At 69.0% G+C, this 22,140-nt stretch carries 18 protein-coding genes, 1 tRNA gene and 1 pseudogene; 8 read left to right on the top strand and 12 right to left on the bottom strand.

The window, feature by feature from the left end; all coding sequences use genetic code 11:
• Positions 1 to 251: 251 nt before the first annotated feature.
• Positions 252 to 1,583 (bottom strand): sigma 54-interacting transcriptional regulator, encoded by a 1,332-nt coding sequence (locus tag CKO33_RS09725; RefSeq protein WP_200181971.1) that lies wholly within the window; start codon positions 1,581 to 1,583, stop codon positions 252 to 254.
• Between the two features lie 180 nt (positions 1,584 to 1,763).
• Between CKO33_RS09725 and CKO33_RS09720 the strand changes: the two genes are divergently transcribed.
• A complete protein-coding gene (locus tag CKO33_RS09720; RefSeq protein WP_200181969.1) occupies positions 1,764 to 2,054 on the top strand; it encodes a nucleotidyltransferase family protein in 291 nt (96 codons plus the stop codon).
• Positions 2,051 to 2,422 carry a HepT-like ribonuclease domain-containing protein gene (locus tag CKO33_RS09715; RefSeq protein ID WP_200181967.1) on the top strand — a complete coding sequence of 124 codons (372 nt, stop codon included), beginning with the start codon at positions 2,051 to 2,053 and terminating at the stop codon, positions 2,420 to 2,422. Before CKO33_RS09720 ends, CKO33_RS09715 begins: the two co-directional genes overlap by 4 nt.
• Before the next feature lie 96 nt (positions 2,423 to 2,518).
• Here the strand turns inward: CKO33_RS09715 and CKO33_RS09710 are convergent.
• The 4 genes from CKO33_RS09710 to CKO33_RS09695 all read right to left on the bottom strand — a co-directional run bounded on the left by CKO33_RS09710 (position 2,519) and on the right by CKO33_RS09695 (position 4,920).
• Positions 2,519 to 2,592, bottom strand: a tRNA-Gln gene (locus CKO33_RS09710).
• A 132-nt stretch (positions 2,593 to 2,724) separates the two neighbouring features.
• Positions 2,725 to 3,117: a 30S ribosomal protein S9 gene (rpsI, locus tag CKO33_RS09705; protein WP_200181965.1), complete on the bottom strand. Its 393-nt coding sequence runs from the start codon at positions 3,115 to 3,117 to the stop codon at positions 2,725 to 2,727.
• 52 nt (positions 3,118 to 3,169) lie between these two features.
• The gene (rplM, locus tag CKO33_RS09700) at positions 3,170 to 3,598 is read right to left on the bottom strand and encodes a 50S ribosomal protein L13 (protein ID WP_200181964.1); all 429 of its coding nucleotides are present in this window, start codon (positions 3,596 to 3,598) and stop codon (positions 3,170 to 3,172) included.
• A 44-nt stretch (positions 3,599 to 3,642) separates the two neighbouring features.
• Positions 3,643 to 4,920 carry a (Fe-S)-binding protein gene (locus CKO33_RS09695; protein ID WP_200181962.1) on the bottom strand — a complete coding sequence of 426 codons (1,278 nt, stop codon included), beginning with the start codon at positions 4,918 to 4,920 and terminating at the stop codon, positions 3,643 to 3,645.
• A gap of 95 nt (positions 4,921 to 5,015) precedes the next feature.
• Here CKO33_RS09695 and CKO33_RS09690 point away from each other — a divergent pair, with 95 nt between their 5' ends.
• The 5 genes from CKO33_RS09690 to CKO33_RS09670 all read left to right on the top strand — a co-directional run bounded on the left by CKO33_RS09690 (position 5,016) and on the right by CKO33_RS09670 (position 11,795).
• Positions 5,016 to 5,762 (top strand): DUF481 domain-containing protein, encoded by a 747-nt coding sequence (locus tag CKO33_RS09690; RefSeq protein ID WP_200181960.1) that lies wholly within the window; start codon positions 5,016 to 5,018, stop codon positions 5,760 to 5,762.
• A 22-nt stretch (positions 5,763 to 5,784) separates the two neighbouring features.
• Positions 5,785 to 6,090 carry a (2Fe-2S) ferredoxin domain-containing protein gene (locus CKO33_RS09685; RefSeq protein WP_200181958.1) on the top strand — a complete coding sequence of 102 codons (306 nt, stop codon included), beginning with the start codon at positions 5,785 to 5,787 and terminating at the stop codon, positions 6,088 to 6,090.
• 316 nt (positions 6,091 to 6,406) lie between these two features.
• The gene (gene purH / locus CKO33_RS09680; RefSeq protein ID WP_200181956.1) at positions 6,407 to 7,984 is read left to right on the top strand and encodes a bifunctional phosphoribosylaminoimidazolecarboxamide formyltransferase/IMP cyclohydrolase; all 1,578 of its coding nucleotides are present in this window, start codon (positions 6,407 to 6,409) and stop codon (positions 7,982 to 7,984) included.
• 10 nt (positions 7,985 to 7,994) lie between these two features.
• Positions 7,995 to 9,281 (top strand): phosphoribosylamine--glycine ligase, encoded by a 1,287-nt coding sequence (gene purD / locus CKO33_RS09675; RefSeq protein ID WP_200181954.1) that lies wholly within the window; start codon positions 7,995 to 7,997, stop codon positions 9,279 to 9,281.
• Positions 9,282 to 9,320: 39 nt separating this feature from the next.
• Positions 9,321 to 11,795, top strand: coding sequence for a glycogen/starch/alpha-glucan phosphorylase (locus CKO33_RS09670; RefSeq protein WP_200181953.1), 2,475 nt, complete (start codon positions 9,321 to 9,323; stop codon positions 11,793 to 11,795).
• Positions 11,796 to 11,866: 71 nt separating this feature from the next.
• Here CKO33_RS09670 and rho read toward each other — a convergent pair whose 3' ends face one another.
• Both rho and trxA read right to left on the bottom strand, forming a co-directional pair.
• Positions 11,867 to 13,126: a transcription termination factor Rho gene (gene rho / locus CKO33_RS09665; protein WP_200181951.1), complete on the bottom strand. Its 1,260-nt coding sequence runs from the start codon at positions 13,124 to 13,126 to the stop codon at positions 11,867 to 11,869.
• Between the two features lie 219 nt (positions 13,127 to 13,345).
• Entirely contained in the window at positions 13,346 to 13,672 is a 327-nt protein-coding gene (gene trxA / locus CKO33_RS09660) for a thioredoxin TrxA (protein ID WP_200181949.1), read from the bottom strand.
• A 133-nt stretch (positions 13,673 to 13,805) separates the two neighbouring features.
• Here trxA and rhlB point away from each other — a divergent pair, with 133 nt between their 5' ends.
• Positions 13,806 to 15,266 (top strand): ATP-dependent RNA helicase RhlB, encoded by a 1,461-nt coding sequence (gene rhlB / locus CKO33_RS09655; protein WP_200181947.1) that lies wholly within the window; start codon positions 13,806 to 13,808, stop codon positions 15,264 to 15,266.
• A gap of 5 nt (positions 15,267 to 15,271) precedes the next feature.
• On the opposite strand, the gene CKO33_RS09650 is transcribed toward rhlB, so the two are convergent.
• The 5 genes and pseudogenes from CKO33_RS09650 to CKO33_RS14020 form a co-directional block, all read right to left on the bottom strand.
• On the bottom strand, positions 15,272 to 16,201 hold the full coding sequence (locus CKO33_RS09650; protein ID WP_200181945.1) for a dimethyl sulfoxide reductase anchor subunit family protein: 930 nt from the start codon (positions 16,199 to 16,201) through the stop codon (positions 15,272 to 15,274).
• Positions 16,202 to 16,245: 44 nt separating this feature from the next.
• Positions 16,246 to 16,941, bottom strand: a complete 696-nt coding sequence (locus CKO33_RS09645; protein WP_200181938.1) for a 4Fe-4S dicluster domain-containing protein — start codon at positions 16,939 to 16,941, stop codon at positions 16,246 to 16,248.
• A gap of 44 nt (positions 16,942 to 16,985) precedes the next feature.
• On the bottom strand, positions 16,986 to 19,877 hold the full coding sequence (locus CKO33_RS09640) for a molybdopterin oxidoreductase family protein (RefSeq protein ID WP_200181936.1): 2,892 nt from the start codon (positions 19,875 to 19,877) through the stop codon (positions 16,986 to 16,988).
• Between the two features lie 181 nt (positions 19,878 to 20,058).
• Complete coding sequence (gene aspS, locus CKO33_RS09635; RefSeq protein ID WP_200181934.1) at positions 20,059 to 21,843, bottom strand: aspartate--tRNA ligase; 1,785 nt, start codon at positions 21,841 to 21,843, stop codon at positions 20,059 to 20,061.
• A gap of 118 nt (positions 21,844 to 21,961) precedes the next feature.
• Positions 21,962 to 22,140: pseudogene (locus CKO33_RS14020) on the bottom strand (DUF502 domain-containing protein); the annotation flags it as partial.

The following is a 22,140-nucleotide window of genomic DNA, read 5'->3' as shown; positions in this document are numbered from 1 at the left end:
AAGTCATTGAAATGGCTCGTGCAAAAAGACCACACCCCTGACAACATGGGTGCCACTGTCATGACGACGTCATGACATCACGCCAGGGTGTTGTAAAAATCACACGGCAGGGCCCGGCCATGATGGGCGCGGGACGGCATCGCCATGGGGGGGGGGCGTCCGGGCCTGGGGGAGCGGGGATCGGGTTCACATCCCGGTCTTCCTTCAGACCCCGGATGAACCGCTTGGGCGACGAACCACCCCGCGGGGGATCACCCCCCGCCTTCCAGGCGCCGCAGGTAGCGGTAGAGGGTGCGTTCGCTCACCCCCAGGCGCCGGGCCGCCTCGCCGCGGTGGCCGTCGCAGGCGTCCAGGGCGGCGCGGATGCGGCCCGCGTCCAGGCGTCCGCGGCGGGAGGGGGCCTCGCCCCCCCTGCCCCCGTCCGCCCCCGGCACGGCGAAGTGTTCCGGGCGCAGGGGGCCATCCCCGGCCAGGATGGCGGCGCGGGTGACGATGTTCTTGAGCTCGCGCACGTTGCCGGGGTAATCGTGGCCCTGCAGGGCCGCGGCCACGGCCCCCTCCAGGGGGAGATGGCGGGCGCCGCCGTCCGCCTGGCGCAGGAAGTGTTCCGCCAGGGGCAGGATGTCCTCGCGGCGCTCCCGCAGGGGGGGGATACGCACGGGGAAGGCGGAGAGGCGGTAGTACAGGTCCTGGCGGAAGGCCCCATCGGTCACCATGGCGGCCAGGTCCCGGTGGGTGGCGGCCACGACGCGCACGTCCACGTCGATGTAGTCGGTGCCGCCGACGCGGCGGATGCGGGCGGTCTCCAGGGCGCGCAGCAGTTTGCTCTGCAGGGCCAGGGGCATCTCCCCCACCTCGTCGATGAACAGCGTGCCCCCGTGGGCGGCCTCGAACAGACCGGTCTTGCGCCGGTCGGCGCCGGTGAAGGCCCCCTTCTCGTAGCCGAACAGTTCCGCCTCGATGAGGGCCTCCCCCAGGGTGGAGCAGTCCACCACCACCAGGGGCCCCGCGGCCCGTCGGGAGCGGCGGTGCAGATACTCCGCCACCCGTTCCTTGCCCACGCCGCTCTCCCCCAGCAGGAGCACGGTGGCCTGGGTGGCCGCCACCCGATCCACCATGTCCATGAGGCCGCGCAGGGCCGCGGAGCGCCCCACCAGGGAGACGGCATCGCCGCCCTCCCGGGCGCCGCCCTCGGCCTGCAGGAAGGCCCCGATCCAGCCCGCCGGGGAGGTGGTGATGCGCAGCCGCAGCCGCCCCCCCCCCGCCGGCTCCACCAGGATACCGGGGCCGGCGGTGGCCCCGGCCTCCAGCGGGCAGCGACCCGCCCCCGGACAGGGCCCCGGACGGCCGTGCAGGATCTCCTGACAACCCCGCCCCAAAAGGGCGGCCCGGGGCCGCGACAGCAGCGTCGCCGCCGCCCCGTTGGCGGCCACCACCCGGTGATCCCGGTCGAAGATGAGAAAGGCCTCCGGGATCAGGTCCATGGCCTCGCCCAGGTCCGGGGGCATCAGCGCGGGGGTCTCGGTGAGGGAGAGCATGGAGCAGACGATACAAGACCCCGCCCCGCCCCACAACTCACCCACGCCGCGCGTCGAACCTTCCCTGTTGCCTACGGTAGCGGCCAGCCGGGCATCCTTCATCCGGGGCTGCCCCCTTTGCTCGATGCATGTGCCGCAATACGCGGCTCAAAACGCCTGCGTGATTGACGGCGGGGACCTCATGCCCTAAAGATGGGCCATCCGGGTACCAATCGGTTTCTCTGCATGAGGCCATCTGCCGCATATCCACCGCACCGTGATGCCATACGGCAGATCGTGGAGCGGCATCGTGCCAGGAATCCACGCATCTTCGGTTCCGTCCTCCATGGACAGGATACGGATGAAAGCGACCTGGACATCCTCATCGACACCACGGAAGAAACCTCCCTCTTTGATGTGGGTGCCATTCGCTCGGAGCTGACTGAACTCCTCGGGGTGGAAGTGGATGTGCTGACCCCCGGTGCGCTGCCGGACCGATGGAGACGTCAGGTACTCCAAGAGGCTCAGGCCATATGAGTCATCGGGACGAACTTGCCCTGAGAGACTACCTTGAGCACATCCAGCAGGCCATTGGGCGTATCCAGCGCTATCTCCATGACATGGACCATGCCGGATTCCTCGCAAACGAAGAGAAACAGGATGCAGTCATTCGCAACCTTGAGGTGATTGGAGAGGCGGCAGGTTATATCCAACGTCATTTCCCTGACTTTGATGCAAAGCATCCAGACTTCCCCCTCAAGGCAGCTTACGGCACCCGGAATGCCCTGATACACGGCTACTTCAAGGTCGATCTGGATATGGTATGGAAGACCGTCGAGAGGGATTTGCCCGAATTGGCGGTACAGGTGAATAAAACAATCCAATCCCTTCCTGCATCCATATAGAAAAGGCGCCGCGCGTCGAACCTTCCAGGTTCGAATCCCGGTGAGTCTTCAATGATCCATAGAAAAAGGCCCCGCGAGGGGGCCTTTTTCTATGGATGGCTGGGGGACCAGGATTCGAACCTGGGTTGACGGAGTCAGAGTCCGCAGTCCTACCGCTAGACGATCCCCCAATAACACTCTGATTTTGAATGCTTACTTTATCGCATTCGGACGCCGGGGGCAAGGGGTGCCTGCCTGTGGCGTTCATCCCGGCCCCGGGGGCCGGGCGGCGCCCCCCCGTGCACGCACGGGGGGCGGCCGGATCAGCGCTTGCTGTACTGGGTGGCGCGGCGGGCCTTGCGCAGGCCGATCTTCTTACGCTCCACCTCGCGGGCGTCGCGGGTGAGGTAGCCGTATTCCCGCATCTTGCCCCGCAGGTTCTCGTCGTAGTCCACCAGGGCGCGGGCGATGCCCAGGCGGATGGCACCGGCCTGGCCGTTGGCGCCGCCACCGCTCACCGTGGCGACCACGTCGAAGCGGTCCACGTTCTCGGAGACCTCCAGGGGCTGGCGCACCACCATGCGGGAGGTCTCGCGACCGAAGAACTCGTCCAGGGGCTTGTTGTTGACGACGATGTCACCCTTGCCCGGGCGCAGGAAGACGCGCGCAGAGGCATTCTTGCGGCGTCCGGTTCCGTAGTTCTGGGTTGTTGCCATGTCTCGACCTGCTCTGTGCTGTCCGGCGCCGCCCGATGCGGCGCAAGGGGGTTCAGATATCCAGCGGCTGGGGCTGCTGGGCGGCGTGGCGGTGTTCGCTGCCGGCGTAGACCTTCAGCTTCTTGAACATGGCCCGGCCCAGCGGGTTCTTGGGCAGCATGCCCTTGACGGCGATCTCGATGAGGCGCTCGGGGGCCCGCTCACGCATCTGCTGGGCGCTGGCGGATTTCATGTGACCGATGTACCCGGTGTGCCGGTAGTACATCTTGTCGGATTCCTTCTTGCCACTGAGGCGCACCTGGGAGGCGTTGACCACCACGATGTAGTCGCCGGTGTCCACGTGGGGGGTGTACTCCGGCTTGTGCTTGCCGCGCAGCCGGCGGGCCAGTTCGGTGGCCAGGCGGCCCAGGGTCTTGCCGGAGGCGTCCACCACGTACCAGTCGCGGCTGACTTCAGCGGGCTTGGCGCTAAAGGTCTTCATTCCTGAACTCCAGGGTGCACTTGAATCACGGAAGGCCGGGTATGTTAGCGGTCCGGGGGTGAGGATTCAAGTACCCCCATGCGTTGCGCCAGCAGTTCCGCCGGGCCCAGCACCGCCACCCCCGAGCGGCGCGCCTTGAGGCCGGCGGCGAAGTGCACGGCGCAGCCCACGTTGGCGGTCACCAGCACGTCCGGTGCCAGGGCCTCCACGGCCTCCAGCTTGGGGGCCAGGAGACGGTCGGCCATGGCCGGATTCTCCAGCATGTGGGTGCCGGCGGAACCGCAGCACAGTTCGTTCTCCGGCAGCGGCAGCACCTCCACCCCGGGGAGACGGCGCAGCAGGGCCTCCAGGGCGTCGTGCTCGCCCAGGACATGGCGCAGGGTGCAGGGGGTGTGCATGGCCACCCGCAACGGGTCGTCCCGCAGCCGCAGCGGCCCCAGGTCCACCCCCTGCAGCAGCGTGCACAGGCCCGTGACCCGGGCGGCGATGTCCGCGCCCTCCCCGTCGCAGGCGGCGTAGTCCCGCAGGTGGGCGCGGCAGCCGCTGTTGAGGCTGAGGATGGGGCCCTCGCTGGCGGCAAAGGCGCGGCGGTTGCGCCGGGCCAGATCGGCAGCGGCGCCGGGCCGGCCGGCATGCTGATCCAGGGCGCCGCAGCACACCTGCTCCCGGGGCACCGTCACCTGCCAGCCCAGGCGCTCCAGTACCGCCAGGGCGGCGCGCACGGCGGCGGCATCCAGGGTCTCGCCGGTGCAGCCGGTGAACAGGGCCACCCGGCGCGCCGCCCCGGCCCCCTCCCCTGCCGCCGTCTCCGGCCTGGTGTGGCCACCGCGGCGCGGCGGCGCCGGCCCCAGGCGCGGCAGCAGGCGCGCGTCCCGGGCCAGGCCGGGGCGCCGGGAGGAGCCGAGGACGCCGGCCACCTGCATCATGCCCGTGCGCTGGGCCACCCGCAGCACCCCGGCCGCCGCGCGGCGGGTGCCGGCGTGGCGCAGCAGGTGCCCGCTGACCCGGCCCTGGCTGCGGGGCGGGGTCAGCACCGCCCGGGCCGCGTCCATGAGCCGGCCGAAGGGCACCCGGGAGGGGCAGACCGCCGTGCACGCGCCGCAGCTCAGGCAGCCGTCCAGATGACGGCGCACCACCGCATCATCCTCCAGCTGCCCGGCCATGAGGCCCTGCATGAGGGTGATGCGGCCGCGGGGCGAGTCCCCCTCGTCCCGGGTGGCCCGGTAGGTGGGGCAATGGGGCAGACACAGGCCGCACTTGACGCACAGGTCGGTGTCCTGGAGCACCGCACGGGGGTCTGGGCTTTCGGGGCAGGGCTTCATGGCACGGTATCGCCTCGTGGGGGCGCCGCCCGTTCGGGTCCGGCACCCGGTTCTGTTAGGGTCTGGCCTCTCATCCACATCCCTGGGGGAAGCGCATGTCCCTGAAACGGATCGCTCCGTTGCATTGTATCAGCCTCGGCCTCGCCGGCCTCCTCCTGGCAGCCCCGCCGCTGGCGGCCCAGGAATGGTCGGACTACACCGGCTGGAGCGGCGATGCGGAGCTGGGGGCCACCCTGAACACCGGCAACACCGAATCGGAGAGTCTCAATGCCCGCGCCCGCCTGCGCCACCAGACGCAGCAGTGGCGCCACACCCTGCAGCTGGAGGCCCATACCGGCTCGGAGGACGACGAGACCACGGAGGAACGCTACCTGGGGGCCTTCCAGTCGGACCGGCGCCTGTCGCAGCGGGCCTACCTGTTCGCGGCCCTGCGGGCGGAGAAGGACCGCTTCAGCGGCTACGACTACCAGCGCGCCCTCTCCGCCGGCTATGGCCGCCAGGTGCTGGACACCCCACGGCTGCAGCTGAGCCTGGAGGGGGGCGCCGGCCTGCGCCAGGACCAACTCGAGGGCCAGGCCGCCGAGGAAGAGGTGATCCTGCGCGGCGCCGCGGCCCTGGCCCTGGAGGTGAGCGATACCACCCGTTTCACGGAAGACCTGCTGGTGCAGAGCGGCGAGGACAACACGGAGATCGAGGCGGTGAGCGCCCTGCGACTGCGCATCAACGACCGCTTCTCCACGCGCCTGTCCTTTACCGTGCAGCACAACACCCAGGTCCCCGCTGACCGCGAGCACACCGACACCATCACCGCCGTCAACCTGGTCTACGATCTGTGGAGATGAAGCCGCATCCGCGACCGGGGCCATGAGTTACTACCAGCGACACCTGTTCATCTGCACCAACCGCCGGGAGACGGGCAACTGCTGCGAGGACTTCGGCGCCAGCGCCCTGCGCGCCTATGCCAAGGAACGGGTCCGGGCCCTGGGGCTGGCGGGCCCGGGCGGCGTGCGCGTCAACAGCGCCGGCTGCCTGGACCGCTGCAGTGAGGGTCCGGTGGCGGTGGTCTACCCCGAGGGGGTCTGGTACACCTTCGCCGACGAACACGATCTGGAGGAGATCCTCCAGGAGCACCTGGTCCACGGGCGGGTGGTGGAGCGGCTGCGCGTCTGATCCCCGGCCGGGGTTTGCCGCAGCGCACCATCCATCGCCCCGGGCCGGCCTCCCGTCTCCCGGAAAACGGGCTAAGTCACCGGCGGGCTTGACATGTGCAGTGCAGCATAGGATAGTACGCACCATACTGTTTCCGGGCGTCGAGCCCCGGATCGGTATACTCCTCCATCCTCCTTTGGTGGTTTTGGCGCGGCCCCTCAAGCCGCGCTTTTTTTTGGCCGATCCGCCCCCCTTCCCGCACCGCCTTCCTACCGCCAAGGCCAGGAAAAACGCTATACTTCAGAGCTTTTCACCAGCCCCGGACCCCCAAGCAAAGATGACCCAAGCCGACCCCCGCCCCATCACCCGCGCCCTGATCAGCGTCTCGGACAAGACCGGCCTGCTTCCCTTCGCCCGGGCCCTGGCCGGGCGCGGCGTCGAGATCCTCTCCACCGGCGGCACCGCCCGCATGCTGAGCGAGGCCGGGGTGCAGGTGACCGAGGTCTCCGCCCACACCGGCTTCCCCGAGATGATGGCCGGCCGCGTCAAGACCCTGCACCCGAAGATCCACGGCGGCATCCTGGGCCGGCGCGGCACGGACGACGCGGCCATGGAGGACCACGACATCCCCCCCATCGACCTGGTGGTGGTGAATCTCTATCCCTTCGAGGCCACGGTGGCCCGTCCGGGCTGCACCCTGGAGGAGGCCATCGAGAACATCGACATCGGCGGGCCGGCCATGGTGCGGGCGGCGGCGAAGAACCACGCCGCGGTGACGGTGGTGGTGGACCCGGCCGACTATGACCGCATCCTGGAGACCATGGGCACGGGCAACGGCGCCACGGACCCCGCCCTGCGCTTCGAACTGGCGGCCAAGGCCTATGCCCACACCGCCCGCTACGACGGCGCCATCGCCAACTACCTCACGGCCCGTCAGGGGGAGGAACCGAGCCCCTTCCCGCAGACCCTGTCGCTGCAGTTCGACAAGGCCCTGGACCTGCGCTACGGCGAGAACCCCCACCAGGGCGCCGCCTTCTACCGGGAGGCCCGGCCCGCCGAGGCGGGGGTGGCCTCGGCCCGCCCGATCCAGGGCAAGCCCCTGTCCTTCAATAACATCGCCGATACCGACGCCGCCCTGGAATGCGTCAAGCAGTTCGTGGAACCGGCCTGCGTCATCGTCAAGCACGCCAACCCCTGCGGCGTGGCGGTGGCCCCGGACCCGGGTGCCGCCTACGACAAGGCCTTCCAGACGGACCCCACCTCCGCCTTCGGCGGCATCATCGCCTTCAACCGCCCCCTGGACGGGGCCACGGCCCGGGCCATCCTGGCCCGCCAGTTCGTGGAGGTGATCATCGCCCCCCGGGTGGAACCCGAGGCCGCCCGGGCCCTGGCGGACAAGCCCAACGTGCGCCTGCTGGAATGCGGGGAATGGGACGGGGACGCCGTGCCGGGCTGGGACTACAAGCGGGTCAACGGCGGCCTGCTGGTGCAGGACCGGGACCTGGGCCGCATCACCGCGGATGACCTGAAATGCGTCACCCGGCGCCGGCCCACCCCCCAGGAGCAGGCGGACCTGCTCTTCGCCTGGCGCGTGGCCAAGTTCGTCAAGTCCAACGCCATCGTCTACGCCCGCGGCGGGCAGACCATCGGCGTGGGGGCCGGACAGATGAGCCGGGTCTACTCCGCCCGCATCGCCGGCATCAAGGCGGCCGACGAGAACCTGCCGGTGGCCGGTTCGGTGATGGCCTCGGACGCCTTCTTCCCCTTCCGGGACGGCATCGACGCCGCCTCCGACGCCGGCATCACCGCCGTCATCCAGCCCGGCGGTTCCGTGCGCGACGAGGAGGTCATCGCCGCCGCCGACGAGCACGACATGGCCATGGTCTTCACCGGCATGCGCCACTTCCGGCACTGAGGCGACCCCCATGAAGATCCTCATCATCGGCAACGGCGGACGCGAACACGCCCTGGCCTGGAAGGCGGCCCGCTCGCCCCGGGTGGAGCAGGTGTTCGTCGCCCCGGGCAACGCCGGCACCGGCACCGAACCCGGTTGCGAGAACGTGGCCATCCCGGCCACGGACGTGGAGACCCTGGCGGCCTTCGCCGAAGAGCGGGGGGTGGACCTCACCGTGGTGGGGCCGGAGGCCCCCCTGGTGGCGGGGGTGGTGGACCTCTTCCGGGCCCGGGGGCTGGCCATCTTCGGGCCCACCCGGGACGCCGCCCGCCTGGAGGGCTCCAAGGCCTTCTCCAAGGACTTCCTGGCCCGGCACCGCATCCCCACCGCCGCCTACGCCAGCTTCACGGACCTGGACGAGGCCCTGGCCTATCTGCGCCGGCAGGGGGCCCCCATCGTGGTCAAGGCCGACGGCCTGGCCGCGGGCAAGGGGGTGATCCTGGCCCGGACCCTGGAGGAGGCCGAGGCCGCGGTGCGGGACATGCTGGCGGGCAACGCCTTCGGCGAGGCGGGCCACCGGGTGGTGATCGAGGAATTCCTGCAGGGGGAGGAGGCCAGCTTCATCTGCATGGTGGACGGCGAGCACATCCTGCCCATGGCCACCTCCCAGGACCACAAGGCCCGGGATGATGGCGACCGGGGCCCCAACACCGGCGGCATGGGGGCCTACTCCCCCGCGCCGGTGGTGACCCCCGCCATCCACCGGCGCATCATGGACGAGGTGATCCGCCCCGTGGTGCAGGGCATGGCCGGGGAGGGCCATCCCTACACCGGCTTCCTCTACGCCGGGGTCATGATCGACGCCGAGGGGACGCCGCGGGTGCTGGAGTTCAACTGCCGCATGGGCGACCCGGAGACCCAGCCCATCCTCATGCGCCTGCAGTCCGACCTGGTGGACCTGCTGCAGGCCGCCGTGGACGGACGCCTGGACCGGGTGGAGGCCCGCTGGGACCCGCGGGCGGCCCTGGGGGTGGTGCTGGCCGCCGGCGGCTATCCCGGCGACTACCGCAAGGGGGACGTCATCCAGGGTCTGGAGGCGGCGGACACGGACGATGCCCGGGTCTTCCACGCCGGCACGGCCCTGGAGGACGGCCGCGTGGTCACCGCCGGGGGGCGCGTGCTCTGTGCCGTGGGCCTGGGGGAACGGGTGGCCGACGCCCGGGACCGGGCCTATGCCCTGGCCCGGCGCATCCACTGGCCGGACGTCTTTTACCGCAGCGACATCGGCCACCGCGCCGTGGCCCGGGAAGGGGGCTGAAGCCCCGGCCCCCCATCCACCGAGCAGGCCCTCAAGACCATGAAGAAGCTGGACATGGAGCACGAATACGACCTGGAACCGCTGCCGTGTGACAAGGACAGCCTGAAGCGCTCCATCCGCGAGGCCCTGGTCCACGTCATCGGCAAGGACCCGCGCAACGCCACCTCCCGGGACTGGCTGCACGCGGTGGCCTATGCCGCCCGGGAACGCATCATCGAGCAGCGCATGTACACCAAGCGCCTGTTCAACCAGGAACAGGTGAAGCGGGTGTACTACCTCTCCATGGAATACCTCATCGGCCGCATGCTGGTGAACCACCTGATGAACCTGGGGTTCTACGATGCCTGCTGCCAGGCCCTGGAGGAGATGGGGGTCAGCCTGCATGAGATCATCGACCTGGAATCCGATGCCGCCCTGGGCAACGGCGGTCTCGGACGCCTGGCCGCCTGCATCCTGGACTCCCTCTCCACCCAGTGCCTGCCGGGCTACGGCTACGGCATCCGCTACGAATTCGGCATGTTCCACCAGCACATCGAACACGGCGAGCAGGTGGAACATCCGGACAACTGGCTGCGTTACGGCAACCCCTGGGAATTCCCAAGGCCGGAGAAGATCTACCCGGTGCACTTCTACGGCTATGTGGTGGAGCACCGGGACCATGGGGTGGTGCGGCATCACTGGGAGGACGGCGAGGAGGTCATCGCCATGGCCTACGACCTGCCCGTTCCCGGCTACGGCAACAAGAACGTGAACAACCTGCGCCTGTGGGCCGCCAAGGCCACCCGCGACTTCGATCTGGACTACTTCAACGAGGGGGACTACATCCGGGCGGTGCAGGAGAAGATCGAATCCGAGACCATCTCCATGGTTCTCTACCCCAACGACGCCACCGCCGTGGGCCGGGAGCTGCGCCTCAAGCAGGAATACTTCTTCGTCAGCGCCTCCCTGCAGGACATCCTGGCGCGGCACATCAAGCTGGGCTACCCCATCACCGACCTGGCGGACAAGGTGGCCATCCAGCTCAACGACACCCATCCCGCCATCGCCGTGGCCGAACTCATGCGCCTGCTGGTGGACCAGCACCTGGTGCCCTGGGACCAGGCCTGGGAGATCGCCCGGGGGGTGTTCGCCTATACCAACCACACCCTCATGCCCGAGGCCCTGGAGACCTGGCCGGTTGCGCTCATGGAGCGGGTGCTGCCGCGGCACATGCAGATCATCTTCGACATCAACTTCCACTTCCTCAACGAGGTGCGGCACAACTTCCCCGGCGACCACTCCATCGTGCGCCGCCTCTCCATCATCGACGAGGACCACGGCCGCCAGGTGCGCATGGCCCACCTGGCGGTGGTGGGCAGCCACAAGGTCAACGGCGTCGCCGCCCTGCACACCGAACTGCTCAAGCGGCACCTGTTCCGGGACTTCCACCGCCTGTGGCCGGACCGCTTCGTCAGCATCACCAACGGCATCACCCCGCGCCTGTGGCTGAACCAGGCCAATCCGGGGCTGGCAGAGCGGATCACCCGGCAGATCGGGCCGGACTGGGTCATGGACCTGGGGCGTCTGAAGCAGCTGGAGGACTGCCTGGAGGACGCGGATTTCCTCCGGGACTTCCGCGAGGTGAAGCTGCGCAACAAGGAGCGCCTGGCGGCGGAGATCCACAGCCGCCTGGGCCTGACCATCCAGCCCGGGGCCCTGATGGACGTGCAGATCAAGCGCATCCACGAGTACAAGCGCCAGCTCCTGAACGTGCTGCACATCATCACCCTGTACAACCGCATCCGTGACGGCCACGCCGAGGGCCAGGCCCCCCGGGTGAGCCTGTTCGCCGGCAAGGCCGCCCCCTCCTACGTGCGTGCCAAGCAGATCATCCATCTCATCAATGACGTGGCGGACGTGGTCAACAACGACCCCGTGGTGCACCAGCGCCAGCAGGTGGTCTTCTTCCCCAACTACGAGGTGAGCAGCGCGGCCCTGATCATCCCCGCCGCGGACCTGTCGGAGCAGATCTCCACCGCCGGCACCGAGGCCTCGGGCACCGGCAACATGAAGCTGGCCCTGAACGGCGCCATCACCATCGGCACCCTGGACGGGGCCAACATCGAGATCCGCCAGGCGGTGGGCGAGGAGAACATCTTCATCTTCGGCCTCAACGCCGACGAGGTGGACCGGCTGCGGGCCGAGGGCTATCGGCCCCGGGACTACTACGAGTCCAATCCCGAGCTGCGCCGGGCCCTGGACATGATCCGCGACGGTTTCTTCTCCCCCGACGAGCCCGGCCGCTACCGGGACCTGGTGCACCATCTGCTCACCGAGGACACCTTCATGGTGCTGGCGGACTACGCCAGCTACATCCAGGCCCAGGACCGGGTGGATGCCCTCTACCAGGACCCGCAGGCCTGGAGCCGCATGGCCCTGCTCAATACCGCGCGCATGGGCTATTTCTCCATCGACCGTACGGTCCAGGAGTACGCGGACAAGATCTGGGGGGTGCAGCCGGAAGGCTGGAACTGAAGGGGAGGCCGCGCCCCCGGTCCGCCTCCATCGGGAGGGCGGGGGCGCGGCGCCGGCGCGGGGCCTGGGGCCTAGCTGCGCTTCATCAGGTCGAAGAACTCGTTGTTCGTCTTGGTGGACGACAGGCGGCCCAGGAGGAAATCCATGGCCTCCAGCTCGTCCATGGGATGCAGGAACTTGCGCAGGATCCAGAGCTTCTGCAGCTCCTCCGGATCGGTGAGCATCTCCTCGCGGCGGGTGCCGGAGCGGTTGATGTTGATGGCGGGATAGATCCGCTTCTCGCTGATGCGCCGGTCCAGGTGGACCTCCATGTTGCCGGTGCCCTTGAACTCCTCGTAGATCACCTCGTCCATCTTGGAACCGGTGTCGATCAGGGCCGTGGCCAGGATGGTGAGGCTGCCCCCCTCCTCGATGTTGCGGGCGGCGCCGAAGAAGCGTTTGGGCCGGTGCAGGGCATTGGCATCCACACCGCCGGTGAGCACCTTGCCCGAGGAGGGCACCACGGTGTTGTAGGCCCGGGCCAGGCGGGTGATGGAGTCCAGCAGGATGACCACGTCGCGCCGGTGCTCCACCAGGCGCTTGGCCTTCTCGATGACCATCTCCGCCACCTGTACATGACGTGTGGCCGGCTCGTCGAAGGTGGAGGAGACCACCTCCCCCTGCACCATGCGGGCCATCTCCGTCACCTCCTCGGGGCGCTCGTCGATGAGCAGCACGATGAGATAGCACTCGGGGTAGTTGGCCGTGATGCTCTGGGCAATGTTCTGCAGCATCATGGTCTTGCCCGCCTTCGGGGGGGAGACGATGAGGCCGCGCTGACCCTTGCCGAAGGGGGCGACGATGTCGATCACCCGGGCGGTGATGTCCTCGGTGGAGCCGTTGCCCCGCTCCATGCGCATGCGGCTGGAGGGATGCAGGGGGGTGAGGTTCTCGAACAGGACCTTGTTCTTGGCCGCCTCGGGGGCCTCGAAGTTGATCTTGTCCACCTTCAGCAGCGCGAAGTAGCGTTCCCCCTCCTTGGGCGGCCGGATCTTGCCGGAGATGGTGTCCCCGGTGCGCAGGCTGAAGCGGCGGATCTGACTCGGGGAGACGTAGATATCATCCGGCCCCGCCAGATAGGAACTGTCGGCCCCCCGCAGGAACCCGAAGCCGTCCTGCAGGATCTCCAGCACCCCGTCCCCGAAGATGTCCTCGCCCCCCTTGGCGTGGGCCTTGAGGATGGAGAAGATGATGTCCTGCTTGCGGGATCGCGCCATCCCCTCCAGGTCCATGGACTGGGCGATCTCCACCAGTTCGGCGGCCGACTTACGCTTGAGTTCGGTGAGGTTCATAGGGGTTTCGGGGGCGGGGGTTGAGTGTAGGGATGACCTGTACCGGACGCGGGGTCCGCCCGGAGAGGGGTACCCAAGGGACGACAGGTTGCAACGGGTTTGGGGTCAGGAAGTGCCCCTGCCAGAACGGCAGGCCGGGCAAGGATATTTTTTCTGTGACAGTACCATGTCGTCACCGGGACGTCCAGCCCCTGGGACCGGACCTCCCGGCGGCGGCGATCAGAGGTTCTGATCGATGAAGGCCGTCAGCTGCGACTTGGACAGGGCCCCCACCTTGGTGGCCTCCACGTTGCCCCCCTTGAAGAGCATCAGGGTGGGGATGCCGCGGATGCCGTACTTGGGCGGGGTGGCGGGATTCTCGTCGATATTGAGCTTGGCCACCCGGAGCTTGCCGTCGTATTCCTCGGCGATCTCGTCCAGGATGGGGGCGATCATCTTGCAGGGACCGCACCACTCGGCCCAGTAGTCGACGAGCACGGGCTGATCCGACTTCAGGACATCGTCCTCGAAGCTCGCATCCGATACGTGGCTGATCTTTTCACTCACTACGCTTGACCTCCGTTAGAATAGTCGTCGCGATCGGCATGACGCGTGCACCGCGACGCGCGGGTTAATTGGAGCCGATTCGGCATCCCGTTGCAAGCCCGCCCATGATACCGCGAGCAAAGGCCCCATCTCCATGACGGACCAGCATCTCTCCGACACCCGTTTCTCACGCTTCCCCCTCCCCGGGGCCGTGCAGCAGGGCCTGGCGGACGCCGGCTTCAGCCGCTGCACCCCCATCCAGGCCCTGGCCCTGCCCCCCATCCTGGCGGGTCAGGACGTGGCCGGACAGGCGCAGACGGGCACGGGCAAGACCGCCGCCTTTCTCATCGGCGTCTTCACCCACCTGCTGCACCACCCCGCCCCGGCGGAGCGCCGCCCCCAGCAGATCCGGGCCCTGATCCTGGCCCCCACCCGGGAACTGGCCCTGCAGATCCACCGCGACGCCCAGGTGCTGGGGGGGCACACCGGCCTGGTCCTGGGCCTGGCCTACGGCGGCACCGACTACGACCGCCAGCGCCGGCAGCTGTCCGAGGGGGTGGACATCCTCATCGGCACCCCGGGGCGCATCATCGACTATTTCAAGCAGAAGGTCTTCGACCTGCGCGGGGTACAGACCCTGGTCCTGGACGAGGCGGACCGCATGTTCGATCTGGGCTTTATCAAGGATGTGCGTTTCCTGCTGCGCCGCGCCCCGGCCCCGGACCGGCGTCAGTCCATGCTGTTCTCCGCCACGTTGTCCTACCGGGTGATGGAACTGGCCTACGAGCATATGAACAACCCGGTGAAGGTGCAGACCGAGGACGAGCAGGTCACCGCGAAACGGGTGCGCCAGGTGGTGTACTACCCGGCCAACGACCAGAAGATCCCCCTGCTGCTGGGGCTCATGCGCCGGCTGCAGCCGGAGCGCGCCATGGTCTTTGTCAACACCCGGCACATGGCCGAACGGATCGCGGCATGGCTGCAGGCCAACGGCGTCGAGGCCGCCCTGCTCTCGGGGGACGTGCCCCAGCGCAAGCGGGAACGTCTGCTGCAGCAGTTCGAGGACGGCGGCTTCCGCGCCCTGGTGGCCACCGACGTGGCCGCCCGCGGGCTGCATATCCCCGATGTCTCCCATGTCTTCAACTTCGACCTGCCCGCCTCCGGCGAGGACTATGTGCACCGCATCGGCCGCACCGGCCGCGCCGGGGCCGAGGGGGATGCCATCAGTTTCGCCTGCGAGGACTCCGCCTTCCATCTGCCGGAGATCGAGGCCTACATCGGGGTCAAGATCCCCTCCCAGGTGACGGATGCCTCCGTGCTGGCCGAAGACCTGACCCCGCCGGCGAAACGCCCCCCGCGATCCCGGGACGGGGACGGGCGCCGCGGCAGGAAACCCGGCCCCCGGGAAGGGGGCAAGGGCCGCGGCGGCCAGGGACGCCGGCGTGCCACAGGTGATGCCGGCCCGGGAACATCCGGCGCCGGGGGCAAGGACGGGAAGGCCGGGACTTCCGGCAGCCCGGACCCGAAGGATACCCGCCCGGATCAGACCTCCCGGCGCAAGCGTGCCCCACGCCATCGCCGGGGCGGCACCCCTCCCCCCAACTCCGGCGGCTGACCGGATCAGGTGCGCTGCAGGCCGTGGTAGAGCATCACGCTGTGGCGCGCCTCGGCGAAGAACAGCCAGCGCTCGAGACCGATCCCCATGAGCGCAGAGAGCAGTGCCGCATACACCCAGACGGCGGACGCCCCCTGGAGCATCCAGGCCAGCAGCAGGACCGGGAGGACAAAGCCCAGCCCCAGGACCCCCAGGCGCACCCGTTCCACGCGCCCGCGGCCGGGGTCGTTGCCAAACTCCCGGGTGAGGAAGGTGGCGGCGCTGTGCCCCGGGTCCATGAGCCGCACCGGCGCGCGGGTGAAGCCGGTGGCGGTGTTCAGGGTGGGGCCCCCGGCGAGGCGGATCCACAGGTAGTAGATCCCCTTCATGAGACCGGCCACCACCAGCGCCCCCAGGGCCAGGGCCACCGGGAGCGGGTCGCTGCCGCCGGAAAAGGCATGCACCGCCGCCATGAACACCGCCCCCAGGGCCAGCCCCAGCAGCAGGTAGTTGGCCGGGGTCAGGGCCGTGTGCCACTGGCGCAGGGTCTTCAGGCCGGCGTAGATCATGCCCGTGGAGAACACCGTGCCCCCGGCCAGCAGCACCGCCAGCCAGCCCGCGGCGGCGGTCAGCCCCCCCGCACCGGTGGCCGTGCCCCAGAGGTGGATCAGGGCGAAGGGGTAGAAGGCCACCGCCAGCAGGGCCTCCCGGGAGAGCCAGGAGGTGTGCACCCGCAGGAAGGCGCGCCAGGCGTTCCTGGGGTTGTGCAGATGCAGGCTGGAGGAGACGAGCCCGATGGTGATCAGCACCAGGGCCACGCCCAGCTGGAGCAGGGCCTCCCCCGGGGCCGCCGCCGGATAGCCGCCGGTGAGCTGCAGCACGGCCACCAGGCTGAACAGGCCATAGCCGGCGCCGGAGAGGACGGTAAAGAGGATGACGGAGAGCGCTGGATGCATGGCGTTTCGGTCTCGGCTTGCGGATGGGCGGTGACGCCGCGCCGTCAGCGCGGTTTCGGCGCGGGGATCCAGGCCTCCACGCCGGTCACGGGCTGCGCACGGCGCACGTCGTCCGTGGGCACCGGCGGCGCCGTGCGCGGCGGCAGGTAGGTGTTGGTGGGGCGGTAGCCCAGTTCCGGCAGGAGCTTCTGGCCGGCCCGTTCCCGCACCAGGCGGCTCACCGTGGAGTCGGGGTCGTCGAAGTCCCCGAAGAAACGCGCCCGCGCGGGACAGGTGATCACACAGGCCGGCTGCCGCTCCGCCTCGGGCAGGGCCGCGTCGTGGATGCGGTCGATGCACAGGGTGCATTTCTTCATCACCCCTTCCGCCGGGTCCAGTTCCCGGGCACCGTAGGGGCAGGCCCAGGCGCACAGGTTGCAGCCCATGCACTTGTCGTGGTCCACCAGCACGATGCCGTCCTCGGCCCGCTTGTAGGAGGCCCCCGTGGGGCAGACGTCGACGCACTCGGCGTTCTCGCAGTGCATGCACGACAGGGGCAGGTTCACCGTCTTGTTGTGGGGGTAGTCGTCCACCTCGAAGTGGCGCACGCGGTTGAACCATACCCCGCCGGGTTCGGGCCCGTAGGGGGATTCGTCCGTCAGGGGTCCGGAGGTGCCGGAGGTGTTCCACTGCTTGCAGGCCACCGCGCAGGCATGGCAGCCCACGCAGGTGTCCAGGTCGATCACCAGGCCCAGTCGCATGAATCGGCTCCTCGATGTTGCATCCGTCGCATCCTCGTGCGGTCTCAGTCCCGCCGCGTGAGCACGTCCCACAGGCTGCGCCCCAGGCGCACCGGCCGGTGGCTGTGGTAGCGCACCTCCCCGGGGGATGGCTGGGCCCCGGGGAGCGGGCGCAGGGGTTCGAACTCGGGCCAGGTGCCGGTCTCCCCGGGGTCGGCGGGGGTGATGCGCACCCGCAGGTCGTACCAGGCGGCCTGGCCGGTGATGGGGTCGGAATTGGTCATGCCGTCCAGGGCATCCCCCCGCCGGGGCAGCAGTTCCGAGATCAGGTGGTTGAGCAAAAACCCCCGGCGCCCCTCGTCGGCGTCGGTGGACAGGCCCCAGGCCCCCGGCTGCTTGCCGATGGCGTTCCAGGTCCAGACGGTGTCCGGCTCCACCGCCTCGATGAGCTTCACCGGCACCCGGATGCGCCCCAGATGGGACTCCACCCAGACCCAGGCCCCGTCGGCGATGCCCATGGCCTCGCCCCGCGCCCGGTTCATGTAGAGCACGTTGGCGGAACAGATCTGGCGCAGCCAGGCGTTCTGGGAGTCCCAGGCGTGGTACATGAACATGGGCCGCTGGGTGATGGCGTGGAAAGGATAGGCCTCCTCATCGATGCGTCCGTGCTCCAGGGGCGGATACCAGATGGGCAGGGGATCGAAGTAGCGGGTGAGGCGTTCCCGGTGTTCCGGGGTGCTGGGGCACGGGCCGTCGTAGAGCCCCTCCCCCGCCAGGCGGAAGCGCTGCAGCGGCTCGCTGTAGAGCTGCATGACCATGGGCTCGGTGGAGCCCACCCAGCCGGCGTGCCGGGCCAGTTCCAGGTAGTCGCGGTTGCAGAAGCGGTAGTACTTCTGGTGATCCTCCAGGTGGTGGGCGAAGAAGCAGCCGTTTTCCGCATAGGCCTCCCACTGGCGGGGGTTGGGCTCGCCCCGCAGGTGCTGGTCCCCGTCCCTGCCCCGCCAGCCGGCGAGGAAACCGATGCCCGGTTCCTTCTCGTAGTGGACGATGAAGTCCTGGTAAGAACGATAGCGGCGGCTGCCGTCCTCCCGGGTGAAGGCGGGAAAACCCAGGCGCCCGGCCAGTTCCACCAGCACCTCCTGCCAGGGGCGCACGTCCCGGTCCACCTCCAGCACGGGCTGGCGGATGGAGTCCGCCGGGGCGTGGGGCTCGGAGATGGGCCGGTCCAGCAGGGAGATGGTGTCGTGACGCTCCAGGTAGGTGGTGTCCGGCAGCACCAGGTCGGCGTGGTGGACCATCTCCGAATGGAAGGCATCGGAAACCACGATGAAGGGGATCCTGTACTCCCCGTCCTCGCCCTTCTCCCGCAGCATGTCCATGACCCCGCGGGTGTTCATGGTGGAGTTCCAGGACATGTTGGCCATGAAGAGAATGAGGGTGTCGATGGGGTACGGGTCCCCCTTCACCGCGTTGGTGATGACCATGTGCATGAGGCCGTGGGGGGAGATGGGGGCATCCCAGGAATAGGCCTTGTCGATGCGCAGGGGGCGTCCCTCGGCGTCGATCACCAGGTCCTCCGGGGCCGTGGGGAAGCCCAGGGGCGGCCCCGACAACGGGGTGTCCGGGGCCGTCTCCCGGGCGGGTTTGATCCCCGGCGGGATGGGCTTGGGATACGGGGCCTTGGCCAGATGGCCGCCGGGGACATCCACCGTGCCCAGGAGGATCTGCAGCAGGTGGATGGCACGACAGGTCTGGAAGCCGTTGGAATGGGCCGAGATGCCGCGCATGGCGTGCATGGAGACGGGCCGGCCGATGAAGCGGTCGTGCTCACGGCCGTAGGCATCGGTCCAGCGGCAGGGGATCTCGATGGTCTCGCGGAAGGCCACATGGGCCATCTCCAGGGCCAGACGCTCGATCTGCTCCGCCGGCACGCCGCAGCGCCCGCTGACCTGTTCCGGGGCGTACTCGGGATCCAGGTAGCGCTCCGCCAGCAGGGTCATGACCGTGCGCACCGGGCGGCCGTCGGGGGCGGTGTGGTCCCCGAAGAGCGCGGGCCGGATGTCGGTGCGGGAGGCGTCGGCCACGGTCCCGGAGGCCTCGTCCCAGCACAGGGGCCTGCCGTCCTCGTCCCGCAGGATCAGGCCGTGGCCCTTCTGCCCGGGGGTGTCCACCACCAGCCAGGGGGCGTTGCTGTAGCGCAGCAGGTAGTCCCGGTCGAACTGGTCGTTGCGCAGCAGGACATGGATCAGGGAGAGGGCGAACAGGCCGTCGGTGCCGGGGCGGATGGAGACCCACTCGTCCGCCACCGCCTGGTAGCCGGTGCGCACCGGATTGACGGCCACGAACTTGGCCCCGCGGCGCTTGAGCTGCTCGATGCCCAGCTTGATGGGGTTGGAGGCATGATCCTCGGCCACGCCCCAGAGCATGAAGTACTTGCTGCGGGCCCAGTCCGGATCACCGAACTCCCAGAAGGCGTGGCCCATGGTGTAGAGCCCCGCCGCCGCCATGTTCACGGAACAGAAGCCGCCGTGGGCGGCCCAGTTGATGGTGCCGAACTGGCTGGCCCAGAGCCCGGTGAGGGCCTGCATCTGGTCGCGGCCGGTGAAGAAGGCCAGCTTGCGGGGATCGCTGGCGCGGATGCGGGACAGGCGCCGGGTGAGCACGTCCAGGGCCTCGTCCCAGGAGACGGGTTCGAACTCACCGGCCCCCCGCTCCGTGCCCGACTTACGCATCAGCGGCTGGCGCAGGCGCGCCGGGGACTGCTGCTTCATGATGCCGGCGTTGCCCTTGGCGCAGAGCACGCCCCGGTTCACCGGATGATCCGGGTTCCCCTGGATGTAGCGGATGCGGTTGTTCTCCACCGTGACCTTGATGCCGCAGCGGCAGGCGCACATGTAGCAGGTGGAGTACTTCACCTCCTGGGCGGCGTGATCCTCGAAGTCCGGCATTGTCCCCATACCCGCTCCATGTGAATGCGTTGACCGTCGATCGGACCCCTGCACAGGGTCCTGCGGACAGTCTGCCGGGGGGCGGCGGACAACTCAAAGGGAAGTTTTTGATTCGGGCATAAGTAAATACCCGCAAGGGGGAAGGCGGGGTGCCGCGCCCGCCCCGGACCGGGGCGGGCGGCGGGAGGGATCAGTCCTTCTGCGCGCCGGGGGCGGGACGCAGGCGGATGCCCAGTTCCTTGAGTTGGGCCTGTTCCACCGGGGCCGGTGCCTGGGTCAGCGGGCAGGCGGCGGTCTGGGTCTTGGGGAAGGCCATGACGTCGCGGATGGACTGGGCCCCGGTCATGAGCATCACCAGCCGGTCCAGGCCGAAGGCGATGCCGCCATGGGGCGGGCAGCCGTACTTCAGGGCGTCCAGCAGGAAGCCGAACTTCTCCCGGGCCTCGGTCTCGCCGATGCCCAAAAGCTCGAACACCTTCTGCTGCATGGCCATGGTGTGGATGCGCACGGAACCACCGCCCACTTCCGTGCCGTTGAGCACCAGGTCGTAGGCGCGGGAGACCAGGTGCCCCGGATCCCCGGCCAGCTCGTCGGGATTGTCCACCCGGGGCGCGGTGAAGGGATGGTGCAGGGCCACCCAGCGACCCTCCTTGTCGTCCAGTTCGAACATGGGGAAGTCCACCACCCACAGGGGCCGCCAGCCCCGCTCCACCAGCCCGCGGTCGTGGCCCAGCTTCACCCGCAGGGCGCCCATGGACTCGTTCACCACCCGGGCCTTGTCGGCGCCGAAGAAGATCAGATCCCCGTCCCCGGCCCCGGTGCGGTCCAGGATCTCCACCACCACGGTGTCGGGCAGGAACTTGAGGATGGGGGACTGCAGGCCTTCCCGGCCGGCGTTGAGGTCGTTGACCTTGATATAGGCCAGGCCCTTGGCGCCGTAACGGCCGACAAAGCCGGTGTAGTCCTCGATCTCCTTGCGGGTGAGTTCCCCGCCGGCGGGCACCCGCAGGGCGGCCACCCGGCCATGGGGGTCCCTGGCCGGGCCGGAGAAGACCTTGAAGTCCACCTCGCCCATGACGTCGGTGAGCTCCACCAGCTCCAGGGGGATGCGCAGGTCCGGCTTGTCGGAGCCGAAGCGGTGCATGGCCTCGGCATAGGACATGCGCGGGAAGGGATCGTGCAGGGGCACCTCCAGCACCTGAGCGAAGAGCTCACGCACCATCTGTTCCATGAGCCCCATGATGCCCTCCTCGTCCATGAAGGAGGTCTCGATGTCCAGCTGGGTGAATTCCGGCTGGCGGTCGGCGCGCAGGTCCTCGTCGCGGAAGCAGCGCACGATCTGATAATAGCGGTCCAGGCCCGACATCATCAGCAGCTGCTTGAACAGCTGCGGCGACTGCGGCAGGGCGAAGAAGCTGCCGGGATGGGTGCGGCTGGGCACCAGGTAGTCCCGGGCCCCCTCGGGGGTGGCCTTGGTGAGCATGGGGGTTTCGATATCCAAAAAGCCGTTGGCCTCCAGGAAGCGCCGCAGGGTGGCGGTGATGCGCGCCCGCATCTGCAGCCGGGTCTGCATCAGGGGGCGGCGCAGGTCCACGTAGCGGTAGTGCAGGCGGGTATCCTCCCCCACATCCTCTTCATCCAGCTGGAACGGCGGGGTCTCGGCGGTGTTGAGCACGTCCAGTTCCAGGCCCAGCACCTCGATGGCGCCGGTGCGCAGGTCGGGGTTCACCGTCCCCTCGGGACGCCGCCGCACCCGGCCCCGCACCCGCAGGACGTATTCGCTGCGGATGCGCTCGGCGCGGGCGAAGACCTCGGCCCGGTCCGGGTCGAAGACCACCTGCACCAGGCCCTCCCGGTCCCGCAGGTCCACGAAGATCACGCCCCCATGGTCGCGGCGCCGGTGGACCCAGCCGCACAATGTCACTTCCTGGTCCAGCAGGGACTCGTCGACGATACCGCAGTAATGGGTGCGCATGGCCTTTCCTGGTGATTGCATCTTCGGAGGGGAAAACCGGCAATGGTAAGGGGGTTGTTTGCGCACTGGCAAGGGGCTTTGGGAGGGGACCCAAGCCCCGCCGCCCGGCGGGTGCGCCCTACTCCCGTCCCGCTTCCGGGGGGACGGCCGGCGGTGCCCGCCGGGTCTGGGACGAACGGGGCGACACCACACCCAGGGACATGACGAACTTGAGGCCGTCCTCCACCGTCATGTCCATCTCGATCACCTCATCCCGGGGCACCAGCAGGATGAAGCCGGAGGTGGGGTTGGGGGTTG

Source organism: Ectothiorhodospira mobilis (genome assembly GCF_016584115.1).
Taxonomy (GTDB): domain Bacteria; phylum Pseudomonadota; class Gammaproteobacteria; order Ectothiorhodospirales; family Ectothiorhodospiraceae; genus Ectothiorhodospira; species Ectothiorhodospira mobilis.
Note: the sequence above shows the minus strand (reverse complement) of the source record. Positions and strands in the feature narration are given on the sequence as shown.